12 protein-coding genes are annotated in these 16,906 nt (G+C 59.8%); 6 read left to right on the top strand and 6 right to left on the bottom strand.

The window, feature by feature from the left end; genetic code table 11:
- Positions 1-121 precede the first annotated feature (121 nt).
- From Uis1B_RS04685 to fucO, 5 genes are all read left to right on the top strand, one after another.
- Positions 122-1,069 carry an aldo/keto reductase gene (locus Uis1B_RS04685; RefSeq protein ID WP_101616054.1) on the top strand — a complete coding sequence of 316 codons (948 nt, stop codon included), beginning with the start codon at positions 122-124 and terminating at the stop codon, positions 1,067-1,069.
- 9 nt (positions 1,070-1,078) lie between these two features.
- Positions 1,079-2,011, top strand: coding sequence for an amidohydrolase family protein (locus tag Uis1B_RS04680; protein ID WP_101616052.1), 933 nt, complete (start codon positions 1,079-1,081; stop codon positions 2,009-2,011).
- Positions 2,012-2,171: 160 nt separating this feature from the next.
- Positions 2,172-3,485, top strand: a complete 1,314-nt coding sequence (locus tag Uis1B_RS04675) for an MFS transporter (RefSeq protein WP_101616051.1) — start codon at positions 2,172-2,174, stop codon at positions 3,483-3,485.
- A gap of 217 nt (positions 3,486-3,702) precedes the next feature.
- Positions 3,703-4,593 carry a dihydrodipicolinate synthase family protein gene (locus tag Uis1B_RS04670; protein WP_423734861.1) on the top strand — a complete coding sequence of 297 codons (891 nt, stop codon included), beginning with the start codon at positions 3,703-3,705 and terminating at the stop codon, positions 4,591-4,593.
- A gap of 272 nt (positions 4,594-4,865) precedes the next feature.
- Positions 4,866-6,017 carry a lactaldehyde reductase gene (fucO, locus tag Uis1B_RS04665; RefSeq protein WP_101616048.1) on the top strand — a complete coding sequence of 384 codons (1,152 nt, stop codon included), beginning with the start codon at positions 4,866-4,868 and terminating at the stop codon, positions 6,015-6,017.
- A gap of 440 nt (positions 6,018-6,457) precedes the next feature.
- On the opposite strand, the gene Uis1B_RS04660 is transcribed toward fucO, so the two are convergent.
- The 5 genes from Uis1B_RS04660 to Uis1B_RS04640 all read right to left on the bottom strand — a co-directional run bounded on the left by Uis1B_RS04660 (position 6,458) and on the right by Uis1B_RS04640 (position 11,961).
- Positions 6,458-7,747 carry an NAD/NADP-dependent octopine/nopaline dehydrogenase family protein gene (locus tag Uis1B_RS04660; RefSeq protein WP_101616046.1) on the bottom strand — a complete coding sequence of 430 codons (1,290 nt, stop codon included), beginning with the start codon at positions 7,745-7,747 and terminating at the stop codon, positions 6,458-6,460.
- A gap of 107 nt (positions 7,748-7,854) precedes the next feature.
- Entirely contained in the window at positions 7,855-8,196 is a 342-nt protein-coding gene (locus tag Uis1B_RS04655; protein WP_101616044.1) for a RidA family protein, read from the bottom strand.
- 166 nt (positions 8,197-8,362) lie between these two features.
- Positions 8,363-9,859, bottom strand: a complete 1,497-nt coding sequence (nhaC, locus tag Uis1B_RS04650) for a Na+/H+ antiporter NhaC (RefSeq protein WP_101616042.1) — start codon at positions 9,857-9,859, stop codon at positions 8,363-8,365.
- Between the two features lie 61 nt (positions 9,860-9,920).
- Positions 9,921-11,168: a MalY/PatB family protein gene (locus Uis1B_RS04645; RefSeq protein WP_101616040.1), complete on the bottom strand. Its 1,248-nt coding sequence runs from the start codon at positions 11,166-11,168 to the stop codon at positions 9,921-9,923.
- 82 nt (positions 11,169-11,250) lie between these two features.
- Positions 11,251-11,961 carry a helix-turn-helix transcriptional regulator gene (locus Uis1B_RS04640; protein ID WP_101616038.1) on the bottom strand — a complete coding sequence of 237 codons (711 nt, stop codon included), beginning with the start codon at positions 11,959-11,961 and terminating at the stop codon, positions 11,251-11,253.
- A gap of 1,066 nt (positions 11,962-13,027) precedes the next feature.
- Between Uis1B_RS04640 and Uis1B_RS04625 the strand changes: the two genes are divergently transcribed.
- Positions 13,028-14,761 carry an MDR family MFS transporter gene (locus tag Uis1B_RS04625; protein WP_101616035.1) on the top strand — a complete coding sequence of 578 codons (1,734 nt, stop codon included), beginning with the start codon at positions 13,028-13,030 and terminating at the stop codon, positions 14,759-14,761.
- Positions 14,762-14,921: 160 nt separating this feature from the next.
- Here Uis1B_RS04625 and Uis1B_RS04620 read toward each other — a convergent pair whose 3' ends face one another.
- Entirely contained in the window at positions 14,922-16,130 is a 1,209-nt protein-coding gene (locus tag Uis1B_RS04620; protein ID WP_101616033.1) for an ATP-binding protein, read from the bottom strand.
- Positions 16,131-16,906 lie beyond the last annotated feature (776 nt).

Raw genomic sequence — 16,906 nt, 5'->3', positions numbered from 1 at the left:
CGGCCGGACCGCATGTCCGCCCGGCCAACGCGGGATTCCGGATCTGACGATCGGGCGATCTCGACCAATCAATCATCAGACCAACCGACCAATCACCATCAATAACAAAGGAGTTACTCACATGGAAACCAGGAAGCTCGGCAACACCGGTCTTGAAGTCCCGATCCTCAGCGTCGGCGGCGCCCCGCTCGGCGGCGAGTACGGCGAGGTCAACCAGGATCTCGTCAACGAGACCATCCAGGTGGCCTTCGAGAACGGCATGAACCTCATCGACACGTCGCCGTGGTACGGCCGCACCCAGTCCGAGAAGAACATCGGCGTGGGCCTCAAGGGCATCGACCGTTCCTCCTACATCATCACCACCAAGTGCGGCCGCTACGAGCCCGGCAAGTGGGACTTCTCCACCGAGCGCATCAAGCGCAGCGTTCCGGAGAGCATGGAGCGCCTCGGCCTCGACTACATCGACGTGGTCGAGTGTCACGACATCGAGTGGGGCGACATCCATCAGGTGATCGACGAGGCGCTGCCCGTGCTGCGCGACTACAAGGAGCAGGGCATGATCGGCTTCATCGGCGTGACCGGCTACGACCTCGACCTGCTGGAGAAGGTGGCCGTCGAGGAGGAGCTCGACACCATGATGACGTACTGCAACTACGATCTGCAGAACCGCAGCCTGCTGCCCGTGTCGAAGCGTCTGGCCGAGAAGGGCATCGGCGTGTTCAGCGACTCCCCGCTTTCCATGGGCGCGCTCACCGCCAAGGGTGCTCCGGAATGGCATCCGGCCGACCCCGCGTTCCTCAAGCGCGCGCAGGAAGTCGCCCAGCTGTGCCGCGACAACGGCACCACCATCGAGAAGGTGGCCATGCAGTTCTCGGTGAACAATCCGGAGGACAGCGGCATCTCCACCACCGTGGTCGGATGCAGCAAGCCGCAGAACGTACTGCGCAACATCGCCGAGATCGGCGTGCAGCCCGATCCCGACCTGCTCAAGCAGATCGAGGAGATGTTCGCCGACTGGCTCGACGTGAGCTGGGATGGTCTCAAGCCCCCGAAGGCCGACAAGGACTGAGAGAACATCATGACCGATCAGCATACCGACACGATCGCCACCGCGATTTCCTCCCCGGGATCCGGAGAGCCGATCGACATCGTGGACGGTCACGTCCACTTCTGGGACACCACCCGGCTGACCTACGACTGGCTGGCCGAATGCGGCGATCTCAACGCACCGATGCTCCCCGAACGCCTCCGCACCGAAATCGAAACCACCGAAACCTCCATACCGTTCCGCATCAAGGGATTCGTGCAGGTGCAGGCCGACGCCGACCCCGCCGAGAACTTCGACGAAATCGCATGGATCAAAGGCTTCCGCGGCGAATACCCCTTCCTCGGCATGGTGGCCTACGCGGCTCTGGAAGACGGCGAAGCCGTCGAGGAGACGCTGGCCAGGCTGGAGGCCGACCCGTTCGTCAAAGGCGTGCGTCGCAGCACCCAGAACGAGCCGGAGGACTACGTGCTGCAGCCCGGATACCTCACGGGCCTGGAACTGCTCGGCCGGCACGGATTGACGGCCGACATCTGCGGCCGCGGATTCCAGCTGCCGAACGTGATCAAGGCGCTGCGCGAACTGCGCGACCGCGGCGCAAACACCACGATCGTGCTCGACCACGCCGGCAAACCCCGCATCCCCGACTATCCGTTCGAGGACTGGGCCGCCAGCATGAAGCAGCTCGCCGCCATCCCCGGCGTCCACTGCAAGCTCTCCGGACTGCTCGCCGAAGTGGCCGACGGCAGGTGGAGCGAGGAACGGATCCGCCCGTACCTCGAAACCGCGATCGAAACGTTCGGCGAGGATCGCGTGCTGTTCAGCGGAGACTGGCCGATCGTCAAGTTCGTCGACGCCGAATACCGCGACTGGGTCCAGGTGGTGTACGCCACCGTCGGCCAGCTCGGGCCGGACGCGGTGAGGAAGATCTTCGCCGACAACGCCGTCCGCATCTACGGACTGTAATCCCGGCAGGCCGCGCGGCAACATCCGCCGGACAACCCGCTCAACGACCGTTCCCCGCCAACGTCGGAGGGGAGCGGCCCCCAAACCCTTATCCCCGAAAACCGATAACCCCTACCTCTACAAACAAATCAGAGAAACCATATTCAAAGGAGAATATCCCATGTCCGCAGCAAATCCCCAGGGCGGTGGAGCCCCGCAGAAGGAAGTCAGCGTCAATGAGAAGGGCAAGCCGGTCTACAAGCTCGGCAAGAGCCTGTACTGGCGACTGATCTGGACCCTGTCCGGCAACTTCCTGTTCCTGCTCGCGTTGTACAACGCGGTCATCTCGATCTTCCTGCCGAACCAGGTCGCCAACGTGGTTCAGGGCGATGCCGCGCAGAACACCATCGCGCTCGCCTCCATCATGACGGTCTCCTCGTTCATCACGGTGTTCGTGCAGCCGCTTACCGGCGCGTTCTCCGACCGCACGCGATCGAAGATGGGTATGCGAACCCCGTACATTCTCGCCGGTTCGTTCATCGGCGGCTTCGCGATCTGCATGCTCGCCCCGCAGAGCTCGATGCTCGGCATCGGCATCTGCTGGGTGATCGCCTCCGTCACGCTGAACATCATGAACGGCCCGCTGGCCACCATCCTCGCCGACCGTGTTCCCGAGGAGAATCGAGGCGTCGCCTCCGGCTACATCGGTGCAGCCCAGACCGGTGGTGGTACGCTCGGCATCATCGCCGCAGGCTGGTTCGCCAACCACTCCCTCTCCGGCGGCTACCTGTTCTTCGGCATCGGCATCTTCGTGGTCTGCCTCATCTTCTGCCTGCTCAACCGTGAGCCGAACACCAAGCAGATGGACGTCGAGCCCTTCAACTGGAAGGAATTCTTCAAGGGCTTCTGGGTCTCCCCGAAGAAGAACCCGGACTTCGGCTGGGCCTTCATCGCACGCTTCGTCATGTACCTCGGCTACCAGGGCGTGGTTGCCTACCAGCTGTACATCCTGCGCTACTACATCGGTCTTGACGACGCCTCCTCGAACACCATCGTCGGCGTGATGAGCACCATCCAGCTCTTCGCCCTGATCGTCTCCTCCGTGGTCTGCGGCTACCTTTCCGACAAGTTCCAGGCCCGTAAGCCGTTCGTGTTCATCTCCTCCATCATCATGGCAGTCTCCTACGTGTTCCCGCTGTTCATGCGCACCGAAACCTCCATGCTCATCATGGCCGGCGTGCTCGGCATCGGCTACGGCTGCTACATGTCCATCGACATGGCCCTGATGACCCAGGTGCTCCCGGACAACGGCGAGAACGCCGGCAAGGATATGGGCGTGCTCACCATCGCCACCAACCTGCCGCAGATGCTCGTCCAGCCGCTGGTTGCCGTGCTGATCAGCATCTTCGCCTCCTACGGCTCCGTGTTCATCACCGCCATCGTCCTGGTGCTCGCCAGCTCCTTCCTGATCCTGCCGATCAAGAAGGTGAAGTAAGACCACCCGGAAAGCCGAGGAACATCATATGGTCCGGGCCCATTCCGGGTTCGGACCGCAATCCCAACGCTTCCTCTGATTGGTCGCTCGCGGCAGACCGGTGGCTTCGACTCCCGGTCTGCCGATTTCCATGATTCCGACCGTTTCCGTGGCAGACTGGAGCCGTTCGGTCTGCGCAGACCCGGTCGAAGACGACAAACGCAAAGGAGACATCACTATGACGGCACGATTCGAAGGCGTGTACTGCCCGTCCATCACTATCACCCACGACGACGGTTCGCTCGATCTGGACCTGTGGGGCAAGCATCTCGATCATCTGGCCGAATCGGGCCTCAACGGCGTGCTGCTGTTCGGCAGCATCGGCGAGTTCTTCGCCTACCCGTTGGAGGTGAAGAAGCAGGCCGTGGAGTTTGCGGTGAAGCGCGTGGCCGGCCGCATGGACGTGCTGGTGGGCATCGGCGACACCGACCTGAACAAGGTGATCGATTTCGCGAAGTTCGGTGAACGGATCGGTGTGGATGCGCTGGTGGCCGTGAGCCCGTACTATTTCGGGCCGAGCGACGGGGCCGCCGAACGCTATTTCGATGCGATCGCCGAGGCCACCGAACTGCCCGTGATCCTCTACAACTTCCCCGACCGCACCGGCAGTGATCTCAGCCCGGCGCTGGTGGCCCGACTGGCCGCCAAGCATGCGAACATCGTCGGCATCAAGGACACGGTCGATACGATCAGCCACACCCGCAAGGTGATCCGCGCGGTTCACGAGGTGAACCCGGACTTCGCCGTGCTTTCCGGATACGACGAGTACTATCTCGTCAACCGTGTGTCTGGCGGTGCCGGCGTGATCTGCGGTCTGACCAACGTGGAGCCGGAAACGTATGTGAAGCTGCACCACGCGTATCAGACGGGTGATTATGCGACTGCGGTGGCGTGCGCCGAGCGTGTCAGCCATCTTGAGGCCGTGTACGATTGCGCGGATCTGTTCATCGCCGCGATCAAGGGTGCGGTGAAGGCCAAGGGGCTGCCGATCAGCACGCTGATCCGCGAACCCGCCGTGCAGCTCACCGACGCCCAGTACGCCCAGATCCAGTCCCTACTTGCTGAGTAGTCGCTCCCGCTGGCGGGAGCTGTCCGCGAAGGCGGACTGAGGGTGGTCAAATCCCTATTCTCATATATCCCATTTTCCAACCCCTCGGCTTCCCCTCCGGGGGGAGCTGTCCGCGGAAGCGGACTGAGGGTGGTCAAATCCCTATTCTCATATATCCCATTTTCCAACCCCTCGGCTTCCCCCTCCGGGGGGAGCTGTCCGCAAAAGCGGACTGAGGAGGGGACGATCGCTTACCCAACAATCAACATATTCAATATTCAAAGGAGAACATGATGGTCTATCGCATGATTTTCAACCAGACGGCGTATTTCGGGCGCGGCGCGATCCGGGAGATCCCCGGGGCCGCGCGCGGGCGCGGGTTCCACAAGGCGTTCGTGGTGACGGACCCGGTACTGCTGGAGACCGGCACCGTGAAGCGGGTCACCGACGTGCTCGACGAGGCGGGTCTGGAGTACGAGGTGTTCGACAACGTGAAGCCGAACCCGCCGGTGGAGTGCATCCAGGACGGCGTCGAGCGGTTCAACGCGTCGGGCGCGGACTTCCTGATCGGCCTGGGCGGCGGCAGCCCGCAGGACACGTGCAAGGGCATCGGCATCATCGCCGCGAACCCGGAGTTCGGCGACGTGCTCTCCCTTGAGGGCGTGGCGGACACGAAGAACCCGAGCGTGCCGATCTTCGGCGTGCCCACCACGGCCGGCACCGCGTCGGAGACGACGATCAACTACGTGGTCACGGACACGAGGAACAAGCGCAAGTTCGTGGCGGTGGACCCGCACGACATCCCGGTGGTGGCGTTCGTGGACCCGGACCTGACGGACTCGATGCCGCGGGGCCTGAAGGTCGCCACGGGCCTGGACGCGCTGACGCACGCGATCGAGGGGTACGTCACGCCGGGCGCGTGGAGCCTGTCGGACTGCCTTTCCATGCAGACGATCCGCATGATCGCGAGGAACCTCGCCAGGAGCGCGGACGGGGACGTGCCGGCGGGCGAGCAGATGGCGTACGCGTCGTACATCACGGGCATGGCGTATTCGAACGTGGGTCTGGGCCTGGTGCACGGCATGGCGCATCCGCTGGGCGGGCGTCTCGGCGTGGCGCACGGCGTGGCGAACGGGATCCTGCTGGCCCCGGTGATGGAGTACAACAAGGACTACACGGGCGGCAAGTACCGCGGCATCGCGGACGCGTTCGGCGTGGAGGACGCGTACACGGCCGATCTGGAGACGGTGCGCGAGGCCGCGGTGGCCGCGGTGCACGGGCTGACCGTGGACCTGAAGAACCCGACCACGATCAGCGAGGTGGGCGCCACCGAGGCGGATCTGGAGCCGTTGGCGCACGACGCGTTCCATGACGTGTGCACGCCGGGCAACCCGCGCAAGGCCACCGAGGAGGACATCCTCGCGATCTACAGGAGCCTGATGTAGGCCTCACGGGCTTCCGTGCTCTTCCGGGCTTCCCCCGTTGGCTGAGCCCGTTGAGGGAACGGCGGAGGTGTTTCCGGGGCTCAGGCGAGCCGACAGGCGAGCTGATAGGGTGCGGCCGTAGGCCGTCCGTTGTTGCCGTGAAGCTGTCGGCTTCGCCGACTGATGAGGGGAAACGGGGCGCAGTTCAAGTTCATTCGCGTCCGGGACACCTCATCCGTCGGCCTTCGGCCGCCACCTTCCCCTCAAGGGGAAGGCGAGAATGAGTTTGTTCCTGCCTTCCCCTTGAGGCTGGACCCGTTGCGGGGACGGCGGCGCCGTTCCCAGGGTCCCGGCGAGCCGACAGGCGAGCTTGCGAAGCGCGGCCGTAAGGCCGTCCGTTCTTGCCGTGAAGGTGGCCGGCGAAGCCGGTCGGATGAGGTGGGGGTGAGCTTGGCGCTCTCTCACTCCGCCTTCGCAACAGTCCTGATCAGTTCGCGGTTGAAATCGGGTCCGGCGAACGTCCGGCCGAAGTAATCGGAGTATATGGTCAGCAACGCCTCGCAGGTGGGGGTGGGCACGTCGAGCAGACGGCCCAGCGACACCAGCGGGGCGATGCCGTAGGGGATGTCCTCCTGAATGAATCGATGTGTGACCGAATCCGGTCCCGGCACGTCATGGTAGACGGGATTGCTGCGGAACAGTTCGGTCAGCGTCGGATAATCACTGCCCCAAAACCCGTTGAGCTGCTGGACGATCGGCAGATACGGCACGTCGAGCGCGTCGGCCAGCGCATGCCGTTCCTGATCGATATGGGCGATCAGTTGTTCGGCCCGCTCGCTGAATCCGTCCGTCAGCATGTGAAACGGTCGATTTTGTTCGATTTTGGTCATATTGAGCAGGCACATCGGTGCATGGATGATCGGATTCGGTGCGCTCAACGAGGTTTCGAACACCGACTGCGCGTATTCGACGTGTTCGTAGAGGTCGCCGAGCATCTGTCGGATCGGGATACTGACCTCGGGTAGAACGGATGCCACAGTGATTGTGGTTTTCACCGCCTCGATATGCAGGGTCATCCGATCGGGATCCAATTGCGCCACGTATGGCATTCCCGTGCTTTCCGCGATATCGGCGGATGGTTGCGCGGCGTTTAATGGTTGCGCGGTATCGGCGGATGGTTGCGCGGCGTTTAATGGTTGCGCGGTATCGGCTGGCTGATCGGTATCGGCTGGCTGATCGGTATCGGCTGGCTGATCGGTATCGGTCGGCTTGAGTGTGCCGCCGATCGTCTGCAGCGCCGAAAACGCTTCGATCGCGCCCCAATTGCCGTTGAATACCAATACTCGTAAGGGGTGGCCGTCCGCCGCGGCGTACAGGCGATCGAATACCTCCCGATGCGCATTCGCCCAGGTGCAGACCACGATCACCTCGCCGTGCCGCGCGACGGCGGACAAGTCGGTCGTTGCGGGAATCGCATACGTGCCGGCATACCGTCCGGTCACGGTCAGACCGTTTTGTGTTTGACTATGCTGTGTCTGACTATGCTGCGTCAAAGTATTCCGTGGGGATGATCCGTGGTCTCCCGAAAGCCGTCGGGCCTTCTCCTCGCTGCGCGTATAGACCAGCGGTTCGTGCCCGCTACTCAACAGATGGACCGCCAATGCCAGTCCGGTATTGCCCGCCCCGATAATCGATACTCTCAATTCCGCCCCCACTCGACTGATTCGATCCGGTGATTCACCGGTATCCATCGGTTCCTTCGTATGCTACTCAGTCCTGCGATGTGCGGTGCTCATGTGATCGGATCCGTCGAGTGGGGGCTGTTGCGTCAATTGGGGCGGATGCGTCCTGCATCCGGTCAGACGCGGGACGCCACGGCTTCGATTTCGATGGCGGCCCCCGCGGCCAGCGCCGTGACCTCCATGGCACTGCGGGCGGGATACGGTTCGCCGAAGAATTCCGCGTACACGGCGTTCATGGCCGCGAAATCAGTGAAATTCGTCATGAATACGGTGGTTTTCACGATGTTCGCCTTCGTGAGCCCCGCGCTCGCCACCGCCGCCTCCAGATTGCGCAACGCCGCGCGGGTCTGGTCGGCGATGTCCTGCGGCATGACCCCGGTTTCCGGGTCGATCGGCAGCTGCCCCGAAACGAAGACCAGATCCCCGGCCTCACGCACAACGGAATACGGTCCAGCCATAATGCCTCCTTTGGTTGAGTGTCATCGGTGATGATTGATGTTTGAAAACGATGGGTTTGTAGAACAGATGGTTTGGAATGATTTAGAAAAATAGGGTGTGAAATGTGTGGTGCTCCCTCTCCGAACTCGAAGAAGGAGCACCATGATTTGAGTGACGGAGATGCGATCAGGCTGCGATTGCCTTCTGCTGCTCCTCCTTCTCAAGCTCAGCCAGCATTTCCTTCTGCTCTTCCGGAGTGAGCTTGGTGATACCGATGCCGGTGAAGCCCCAAATCGTAGCGAAGATGACGCCCGTCCAGCAGAGAGTGGCCCACGGTGCGTAGCTCAGCGTGGCGACGCCAAGAGTGGCGGCGCAGTAGGCGCCAGCGGCGGTCCACGGCATGATCGGCTCGAAGATGGTGCCGGAATCCTCGATGCTTCGAGAAAGGTTGCAAGGATGCAGTCCGCGTTTGATATACGCCGGACGCAGCAGTTCGCCGGGCAGTACCAGCGAGACCTGGCCGTTGCAAGTGGTGCCGATGGTCAGGATGCCGGTGATCAGGGTGACCACGATCAGCGAGCCGGTGCTCTTGGCCACCTTCAACAGGTTGTTGACGATGGTGTCCAGTGCGCCGGAGCATGCGAGGATACCGGCGAACGAGAGCGCGCAGAAAGCGATCAGCAGTGTGCTCATCATCGAGGACATGCCACCGCGATTCAGCAGACTGGAAATATCTTCAGCGGCTGGACCGAGATCAAAGTTCTCACCAAGGAACGTGGTGGTATCGAAGCCGGAAACCACGGCATTGAAGGCGTTCGCCAGCGAGAAGTGCTGGATGACCACGGTATTGAACATGGCCACGGCGGAGGAGAGCAACATCACCGGAATCGTGGGCTTACGCATGATCGATCCCACCAGAATGATGAGTACGGGGATGAGCAGCATAATTACGTTCATGTCGTAGATCGAGGAAAGCGTACCGTTGATCTGCTCGATCTTGGTGATCGATCCGCTGGAAACATGAACGCTCTGTCCTGCGAAGAACATCACGATGGCGGCGACGATCAGCGAGGAGAGAGTGGTCCACAGCAGATGGGCCATGTGCTTGAACAGATCAACTCGCGTGATGGCGGCGGCGAGGTTGGTATCACCCGAAAGCGGGGAGAGCTTATCGCCGAAGTAGGCGCCGGAAACCACGGCACCACACACGATGGCGGGATTCACCCCGTCCATGCCAAGCGCCACACCCATGAAGGCCACGCCGATGGTGCCCATGGAGCCCCAGGAAGTACCGGTGCAGACGGAGACGATGGCGGTGACGAGCAGTGCGGTGATGTACAGGTACTGCGGGGACACGATCTTCAGACCGTAGTAGACGAGCATCGGAATCGTGCCGCCGGACATCCATGAGCCGATCAGAGCTCCCACGGTGATCAGGATCAGCAGTGCGGGCATTACGCTGGCGATTTTTTCGGCGATGGTGTGAACCATGTCATTGAAGCTGTGGCCTAGCCACCACGCGATGATGCCTGCCACCACCGCTGTAAGAATCATCATCGGTTCGGACGGCAGTCCCATGGCGACGTAACCGACGCCCATGAAGATGCACATGAAGAATATCGGGATTAGGGCGACGAACAGCGACGGCTGCTTGATCTCCCTCTTCTTCTCTTCTTTTGCCATTGTTATTCCTTTCTCCCATCGACACAGACTGGGAAAATCTGTTACGAGACGTAAAAGCGGGTTAGGCGAAAGCCTGTGCCAGTCGCGTAAGTGCCTTTTCGAATAAAGGTGTGGGGACGGCCAGATTCATTCGCATGAATCCACTGCCGCCATTGCCGAATTCGACACCCGGCGTGAGGACGAGTCCTTGCTGATGCAAGCGAGATTCCAACTGCTCATCGTTCAATCCGGTATTCCGAAGATCAATCCATGCGAGATAGGTTCCTTCGGGCGGGATCAGTGCGGCTCCGTCGATGTCGCTGAGCGCCTGATCAAGCAGATGGGTGTGATGGTCGACCAAGGCCAATAGTTCGTCAAGCCAATCCGCGCAGTGCCGGTATCCGGCGACGGTGGCGGCTTGAGCGAAGAACCGAGGATTGTGACATCCGGCGTCGTCGATACCTTTGCGGACCTTTTCCCGAAGATCGGGATCGGAAACGATGATATTGGCTGTTTCCAGGCCTGCGATGTTGAACGTCTTGCCCGGTGCGATGAAGGACATGGCCTGATCTCCGGGTTCGATGCAGGAGAGATACGGGTGGAACCGCTGTCCCGGGTGCAGCAGATCCATGTGGAATTCATCGGAGATGACCAGAACGTTGCGCTCGCGTGCGATTCGGGCGATGCGGCGCAGTTCGTCCTCGCTCCATACCCGTCCTGTGGGGTTGTGCGGATTGGTGATAACCAGCGCATCAGCATCTTCAAGCAGGAATTCCAGCGACTCGAAGTCATATTCGTAACGGGTGCCGTTGAGCTTGAGATTCCAAGGGATCACATGGCATCCCGCCGCTCGGATGGCGGCCGGCGTGGGAGAGTATGCGGGGTAGGGGACTACGACGCAGGCGCCGACCCCGACGGTTTCACGCAGTACCGCCGGGGTGGATTCGACCATACGGCCCACGGCGACGATCTCTTCTGGTGTGATTTCCCAGTTGTGGCGGCTTTTCGTCCAATCGATGACTGACGAGTAATAATCATCGTCAAGATAGGTGTAGCAATAATTGCCAATCGAAGCGCGTTGCGTAACGGCATCGACGATTGGTTTCGGAGCCTCGAAATCCATGTCGGCGACGGAGAGAGCGATGACGTCGTCGCCGCACTGATTAATGGCTTCGTCCCACCGAATGCTGTGAACATTTTGATATCGGGCGGCTGTAAGCAGGGACATGAGTACCTCCGATTGTGGTTGTTTTTGGGTATGGCTGACGCTGGGTATGCGCATATGGATGCGAAAAAAGGCGACGAAAATCCGTCGTAGGGTAAACGTCATCTACCGGTGGAGCCGGCGACGTATAAAACTGTGATGCTTATGAAACGATGACAGGTCCGCGATCTGCTGTTGTCATTCGTCTTTATGGAGCTGGCGGGTCCTGTGATTCTTCGGACTCGTCAAGCTCCTTGAGATAGTTGTAAATGGTGAATCGTGAGACGTGGAGATGCTCCGCGATGGTGTCCGCTGCGTCCCGCAACAGAAATATGCCGTTGTCCCGTGCGATCTGCAGTGCTTTGAGCTTATGCTCTTTCTTCATCAGCTCGACCGGCACGTTTTGCGATGCGATGGCCTTATCAAGGATGATATCGGCCAGTTCGTTGACGTTCTGTACGAAATTCTCTTTCGGTTGCGTTTCCGGTGCCTCTCCCATCATCATCTCGGCGATGTCGGAAAGCTGATGCCACACTGATACCTCGCTATTGATGCACAGAGTGGCAAATACGTCGCCGTTGCTGTCCGGGATGGCTATGGTTGTGGAGCGCAGTTCGCGTCCGTCCGGCAGCTTGGTGTGATAGTTCATTTGCGTTCGCACCCGGCCGTTGGCTGCCTCCGTGAGAAGCATGTCGGTGGCGGGGGAACCTTCTTCGCGGCCGGTGACATTGCCGCTGATGGCGACGATGGAGTTCGGCAGTTTGCTGAGATCATGGATGGCGACTTCGGTCTGCGGCATGACTTTCGATAGTGGATCGGCCAGTTGCTTCAATGCGTTGAATATGGCTTCATGCTCTTTTGCAATGGTCATATCGACATGAGACTGCCCGGACTCTTCGGATTGCTGTATGTCGGACACTGGTGTCACCTCCTTACGGTTTCTTCGCTGAAAACCAGTTAATTCATCTGTAGAACTATCGTATCAAACATTTTGTAACGACGCTCTATATTTTGTTGAATTATCAAATTTATTTTGTCTTGTTCAAACTCTTTGTGTAACTGGTTTTGTGGTTGATCGTAAGAGGAATGTATTAACGAACAGGTTACGAACTTATTTTGGGTCTTCGCTGGCGTCACCTCACATCAGTCAGCCTTCGACTGCCGGCTCCCTCTCAAGGGGAAGCTCAAAATGTGCCAATCTCAATGACTGGCGATCTTTTGGCCGTACCATATCTGAGGCCGTACTGGATCTGATCTGGCCTCTGCCGTCTATTTCGAGGAGAACCCCGAAAATGACCCTTACAGCGGTCTGATTTCGATGGATCAGGGGCGAAAAACCGTGATTTGCGGACTGCTCCATCGCAATCCAATGACCAGAATATTGAGATCCTTGAAATCATGCGGTTTTGGGGCTCCGCTGATTCCAGCTTCGATGGACCAGCGTGCATTTCTCGTAAAACACACGCTAGTCCATCCGACTCACTCTCATTGAGTCACACTGAGTCATACCGTCCAGACGCTCCCCGTCCAGACGCTCCCGATCAGTGGAACTGCATGCCGCCGTCGACCTCGATGGTCTGGCCGGTGATGTAGTCGGAATCCGGCCCCGGCCAGGAACGACACGGCCGCAGCCGCATTGACGTGGTACACCTTGTCGAACTGCTCCGGAGTGATCGTGTCAACCGGAGTGGTGGGGGCCGAGACCGGCGTTGTTCGCCGAATGTTAAATCGTCGAACCGTTCGGCAGACGGACCGATGACATCCTGACCCCTTGACGCCGCTGATTGGCGCCGCGGATTGACACTGCTGAAGGCGTAAATCCGCGAAAAGGTATAGAGTGCATTCGTCGGTCGAACGGTGATCGAATGCGAATATCGGATTGCGCGGAATGAACGATGCCGGCCGATGAGGCGGGTCGGCGGAGGATATTCGCTTTGGCAGAGGATGAGTTACGAAACAGGTGAAATATGACGGATGAGCGGTCTATGGAATCCGAAAACGGGCAATACGATCCGAAGGCGAACGTGAACAACCCGAACAAGTCTGGGGATAACCAGAATCCCGAGCGTCCCCAGAATCCCGATGGAGCCCAGAATCCCGATCAACCCCGAAACTCCGATGCGGGCGCTCCAGCCCCCGATGCAAGCCTCCGTAATTCCGATGTGCGCACCCGGGCCTCCAAAAACGTCGGATCCAAAACCCTGATCCGCAGCGAAGCCTACGTCAACGGCAAACTCAGCCGGCCCGCGTTCATCTCGCTCACGGTGCTCACCTTCATCACCTTCGTCGGCAACTTCACCCAACTGCAGCTCAGCTCCGCACTGCCGGCCATCGTCTCCGAATTCCATATCTCCGTGACCATCGGCCAGTGGCTCACCTCCGTGTTTCAGCTGGTAATGGGCGTGATGGTGCCGCTCACCGCATACATGACCCGCCGCTTCTCCACACGGCAGATCGTCATCACCTCCATGCTCGTGTTCACCGCGGGATCGGCCCTCTCCTGGCTAGCCCCCACCTTCGTGCTGGTGCTGCTCGGCCGTCTGCTGGAAGCCGTCGGCACGGGCGTGATGTGGCCGGTGCTGCAGATCACCGTGTTCTCCATCTATCCGCTCGATAAACGCGGCATGGCCATGGGCACGGTCGGTCTGGCTATGAGCGTCGCCCCGGCGGTCGGCCCCACGCTCGGCGGTCTGCAGACCGATCTGAGCGGATGGCGGTCGATGTTCCTCACCCTCACCATCATCGGTGTGATCAGCGTGGTGGCCGCGGTCGCCGGTCTGCGCAACTTCGGCGAAAACGATCCGAACGCGAAAGCGGACTTCTTCTCGGTGGTGCTCTCCATCTTCGGTTTCGGCGGCCTGATGTTCGGCTTCACCAACATTCAGAGTTTCCCGCTGATCCACCCGATGACCGGACTGCCGATGCTGATCGGCGTGGTGGGCATCTTCTGGTTCGTCATGCGGCAGATCCGCCGCCGTCGCGCGCTGGCCGACGGCACCGGCACGAAAGAACCGCTGCTGAATCTGCATGTGCTCGCCAACCGCGGATTCACCGTGGGCACCTGCGTGGCGTCGATCGCGTTCTTCGCGTTCAGCTCGATTCTCGTGGTGATGCCGCTGTACATCCAGAACGATCGCGGCTACTCCGCCACGATGAGCGGTCTGATCATGCTGCCCGGCGCGCTGGGCATGGCGATCGCACAGTTCTTCGGCGGCAAGGCGCTCGACCGGTTCGGCGCCCGCCCGGTGGCGATCCTCGGCAGTTCGATTCTGACGATCGGCACGTTCGGCATGAGTCTGATCTCATCCACATCATGGATCTGGTGGGTGTCGATCTGCCAGTTCGTCCGACAGATCGGCATGGGATTCGTGCTGATGCCGATCACCACCTGGTCGCTGAACTGCCTGGAGGAGGACGAGGTTTCCGCCGGTTCCGCGGTGACGAACACGGCCCGGCAGATCGCCGGCGCGATGGGTGCGCCGGTGCTGGTGATCCTGATGGAAATGTTCACCGCCATGCGTCACGCCGCACTTGGCGGCGGGGCGGATACGGCCGTAATGGCCAATATCTTCGGTATCCAATGGGTGTTGAGGGTGAGCGGTCTGCTGTGCCTGGCGATGGTGATCATCACGGTCGTCGGCGTGCGCGGGCAGGGTGCCGGTACGGCCCACTCGCTCGGCCGCGGTGCGCTGAAGAAGATCCGCAGACTGTCGAAGTGAGAGCGTGGCGGCAGCGGTTCGGCTGGGGTCGGTTGGCCTGATGATTCTGACCGGTTTGCGCGGCAATCCCCGCACCTATCCACACCCCGTGCATAACTCTGCGGATTGTTCGCCGCAACACTGCATTCTCAGTGATTCATGGTTGTGCTAGGCGGTATCGTTAAGGCAGTATCCGATCGTTGCCGAGCAGCCAGTCGATGATATTGACATACCGGATGCCGTCTTTATCGGCCACGGCAGGGGTATCCAGAGCAAAGACGTATCGTGCCTCGTAGCCGGGTATGGCCTTCAGCGAGGCTTTCTCCCGTTCCAGAGTCTCCGTGTTCTGAATGGTTAGCGCTACCTGAATGTACGAATTCGCGTACTGTTCCTTGACCACGAAATCGACTTCACGTCCCTTTACGGTTCCGACGAGAACGGGGTATCGTCGCCGTAGCAGTTCCAGATAGACGATGTTCTCCACCATGTGACCGATATCTTCGGAACGGTAGCCGATCACGTAGTTTCTTAGCCCGGTATCGACGGCATAGTACTTTGCGAGGAGCTTGAGATAGTCCTTGCCTTTCAAGTCGAATCGTTGCGCTTCATAAAACAGCATGCCGTCGGTGAGGTAATCGATATAGCTATCAACGGTCGGCTGCGAGATTTTGTGTCCGGCCGAGGTGAGGGCCCCTTGTATTTTTCCTGCCGAAATGAGTGATCCGGCGTGGGCATACATGTATCGTGCGATTCTCTTGAGCGCGGTCATGTCTCGAATGGCATGGCGTTCGGAAACGTCGTTGACCAATACCGTGTTGTAGACGCCCTCAAGATAGCTGGAGGCGGATGGAGGATTATCGATGAATTGCAACATTTCCGGGAATCCACCCCATTCCAAGTATTGGTAGAAGCGCTGACGGGGATCGACTTCGGCGCGGGCTTGGGAGAATTCCCTGAATGATAGTGGCAGAACGGGGATGGTCATGAATCTTCCGGAGAGCAGCGTGGCCAGTTCGGATGACAGCATGTGCGCATTGGAGCCGGTGATGTAGATGTCGGTCAGATCGTGGGAGTACAGGCTTTCCACGGCATCTTCGAAGCCCGGGCATCGCTGTGCTTCGTCGATGAAGATATAATTCATGCGATCGGGCTGCATACGGTCGATGATGTATTGATGAAGCGCATGCTTTTCGCGAAGAGATTCGTTCTCGAACAGGTCGAGATCGATGGCGATGATCTGTTCGGCCGGGATGCCATGCTGCATGAGCTGGTTTCGGTATTGCCTGAGCAACGTGCTTTTGCCGCTTCGTCGGACGCCCGTGATGACTTTGATGACGTGCTTGTCCTTTAGGGATGTGATCCATTCGAGGTAGTTCGTTCGCTCGATCATACGATTTTCTCGTTGCTCTTCGTCTGTTCCATCATTCTATGCTTTTAATAATTATATTGTAATCTTATATCGATAATGTTGAAAGATAAAAATATATTTATAGCTGAGACGGTTTTTGGTTTGGTATAAAGTGCGTTTGCTTGTTTGTTTGGTGCTTTGTTCGGTCGATGAGCTGTGTGGATTGCGTGGGGCGTGTTGTTATGTGGATTGGATCGCCGCGGGTGGATCGGCCGTAGCAAAACGGATCGATTGTGACGACACGGACGGCGGTCTGGTGTCCACGAACCAGGGTGGATCGGCCGTAGCAAAACGGATCGATTGTGACAGAGCGGATCGATTGCGGTAAAGCGGATCGATTGCGGCACAGGAAAAGCCCCGGCGTTGCGGTCCGCCGGGGCTGAGAGGAAGAGAGAAGAAGAGAGGTTCAGTTATCGTTATCGGACCGTCCCGGCCGGCCTGCGCGCGTCGTGGTCGTGGTGACCGTTCGGCGTGCGCGGTGTCTTCCGCGGGGTCCGGCCCGCTTCCGGTTCGGCTTGGCTTTCCGGGGCCTTGCCTTGCCTTCCGCCGGCATGTCCCATATAACCCGTGGTTTCTGTGTGCAACGATGCGTTTGGCTTGGAGTCCGGGCCGGTTTTCCTTGTGATTGCCTGAACGCGTGGGATCGGACCGTGCGGTGATTGGACGCGGCCGTCCGCGGGTGAGATCGTCTGCGGGACTGACCGTGGTGCGGTCGCCGTGGGGGCGGGTCCGTTGTCGCCGGGGTGAGCCTGTGAGCT

This window comes from Bifidobacterium margollesii (assembly GCF_002860355.1).
In the GTDB taxonomy this organism is placed as follows: Bacteria; Actinomycetota; Actinomycetes; order Actinomycetales; family Bifidobacteriaceae; genus Galliscardovia; species Galliscardovia margollesii.
The sequence above is the reverse complement of the archived record's forward strand: the minus strand, read 5'-3'. Positions and strand labels throughout refer to the sequence as shown.

Coding starts and splice junctions, on each gene's coding strand:
- Uis1B_RS04685 (WP_101616054.1), top strand. CDS start 122: ATGGAAACCAGGAAGCTCGGCAACACCGGTCTTGAAGTCCCGATCCTC.
- Uis1B_RS04680 (WP_101616052.1), top strand. CDS start 1,079: ATGACCGATCAGCATACCGACACGATCGCCACCGCGATTTCCTCCCCG.
- Uis1B_RS04675 (WP_101616051.1), top strand. CDS start 2,172: ATGTCCGCAGCAAATCCCCAGGGCGGTGGAGCCCCGCAGAAGGAAGTC.
- Uis1B_RS04670 (WP_423734861.1), top strand. CDS start 3,703: ATGACGGCACGATTCGAAGGCGTGTACTGCCCGTCCATCACTATCACC.
- fucO (WP_101616048.1), top strand. CDS start 4,866: ATGGTCTATCGCATGATTTTCAACCAGACGGCGTATTTCGGGCGCGGC.
- Uis1B_RS04660 (WP_101616046.1), bottom strand. CDS start 7,747: ATGGATACCGGTGAATCACCGGATCGAATCAGTCGAGTGGGGGCGGAA.
- Uis1B_RS04655 (WP_101616044.1), bottom strand. CDS start 8,196: ATGGCTGGACCGTATTCCGTTGTGCGTGAGGCCGGGGATCTGGTCTTC.
- nhaC (WP_101616042.1), bottom strand. CDS start 9,859: ATGGCAAAAGAAGAGAAGAAGAGGGAGATCAAGCAGCCGTCGCTGTTC.
- Uis1B_RS04645 (WP_101616040.1), bottom strand. CDS start 11,168: ATGACGTTTACCCTACGACGGATTTTCGTCGCCTTTTTTCGCATCCAT.
- Uis1B_RS04625 (WP_101616035.1), top strand. CDS start 13,028: ATGGAATCCGAAAACGGGCAATACGATCCGAAGGCGAACGTGAACAAC.
- Uis1B_RS04620 (WP_101616033.1), bottom strand. CDS start 16,130: ATGATCGAGCGAACGAACTACCTCGAATGGATCACATCCCTAAAGGAC.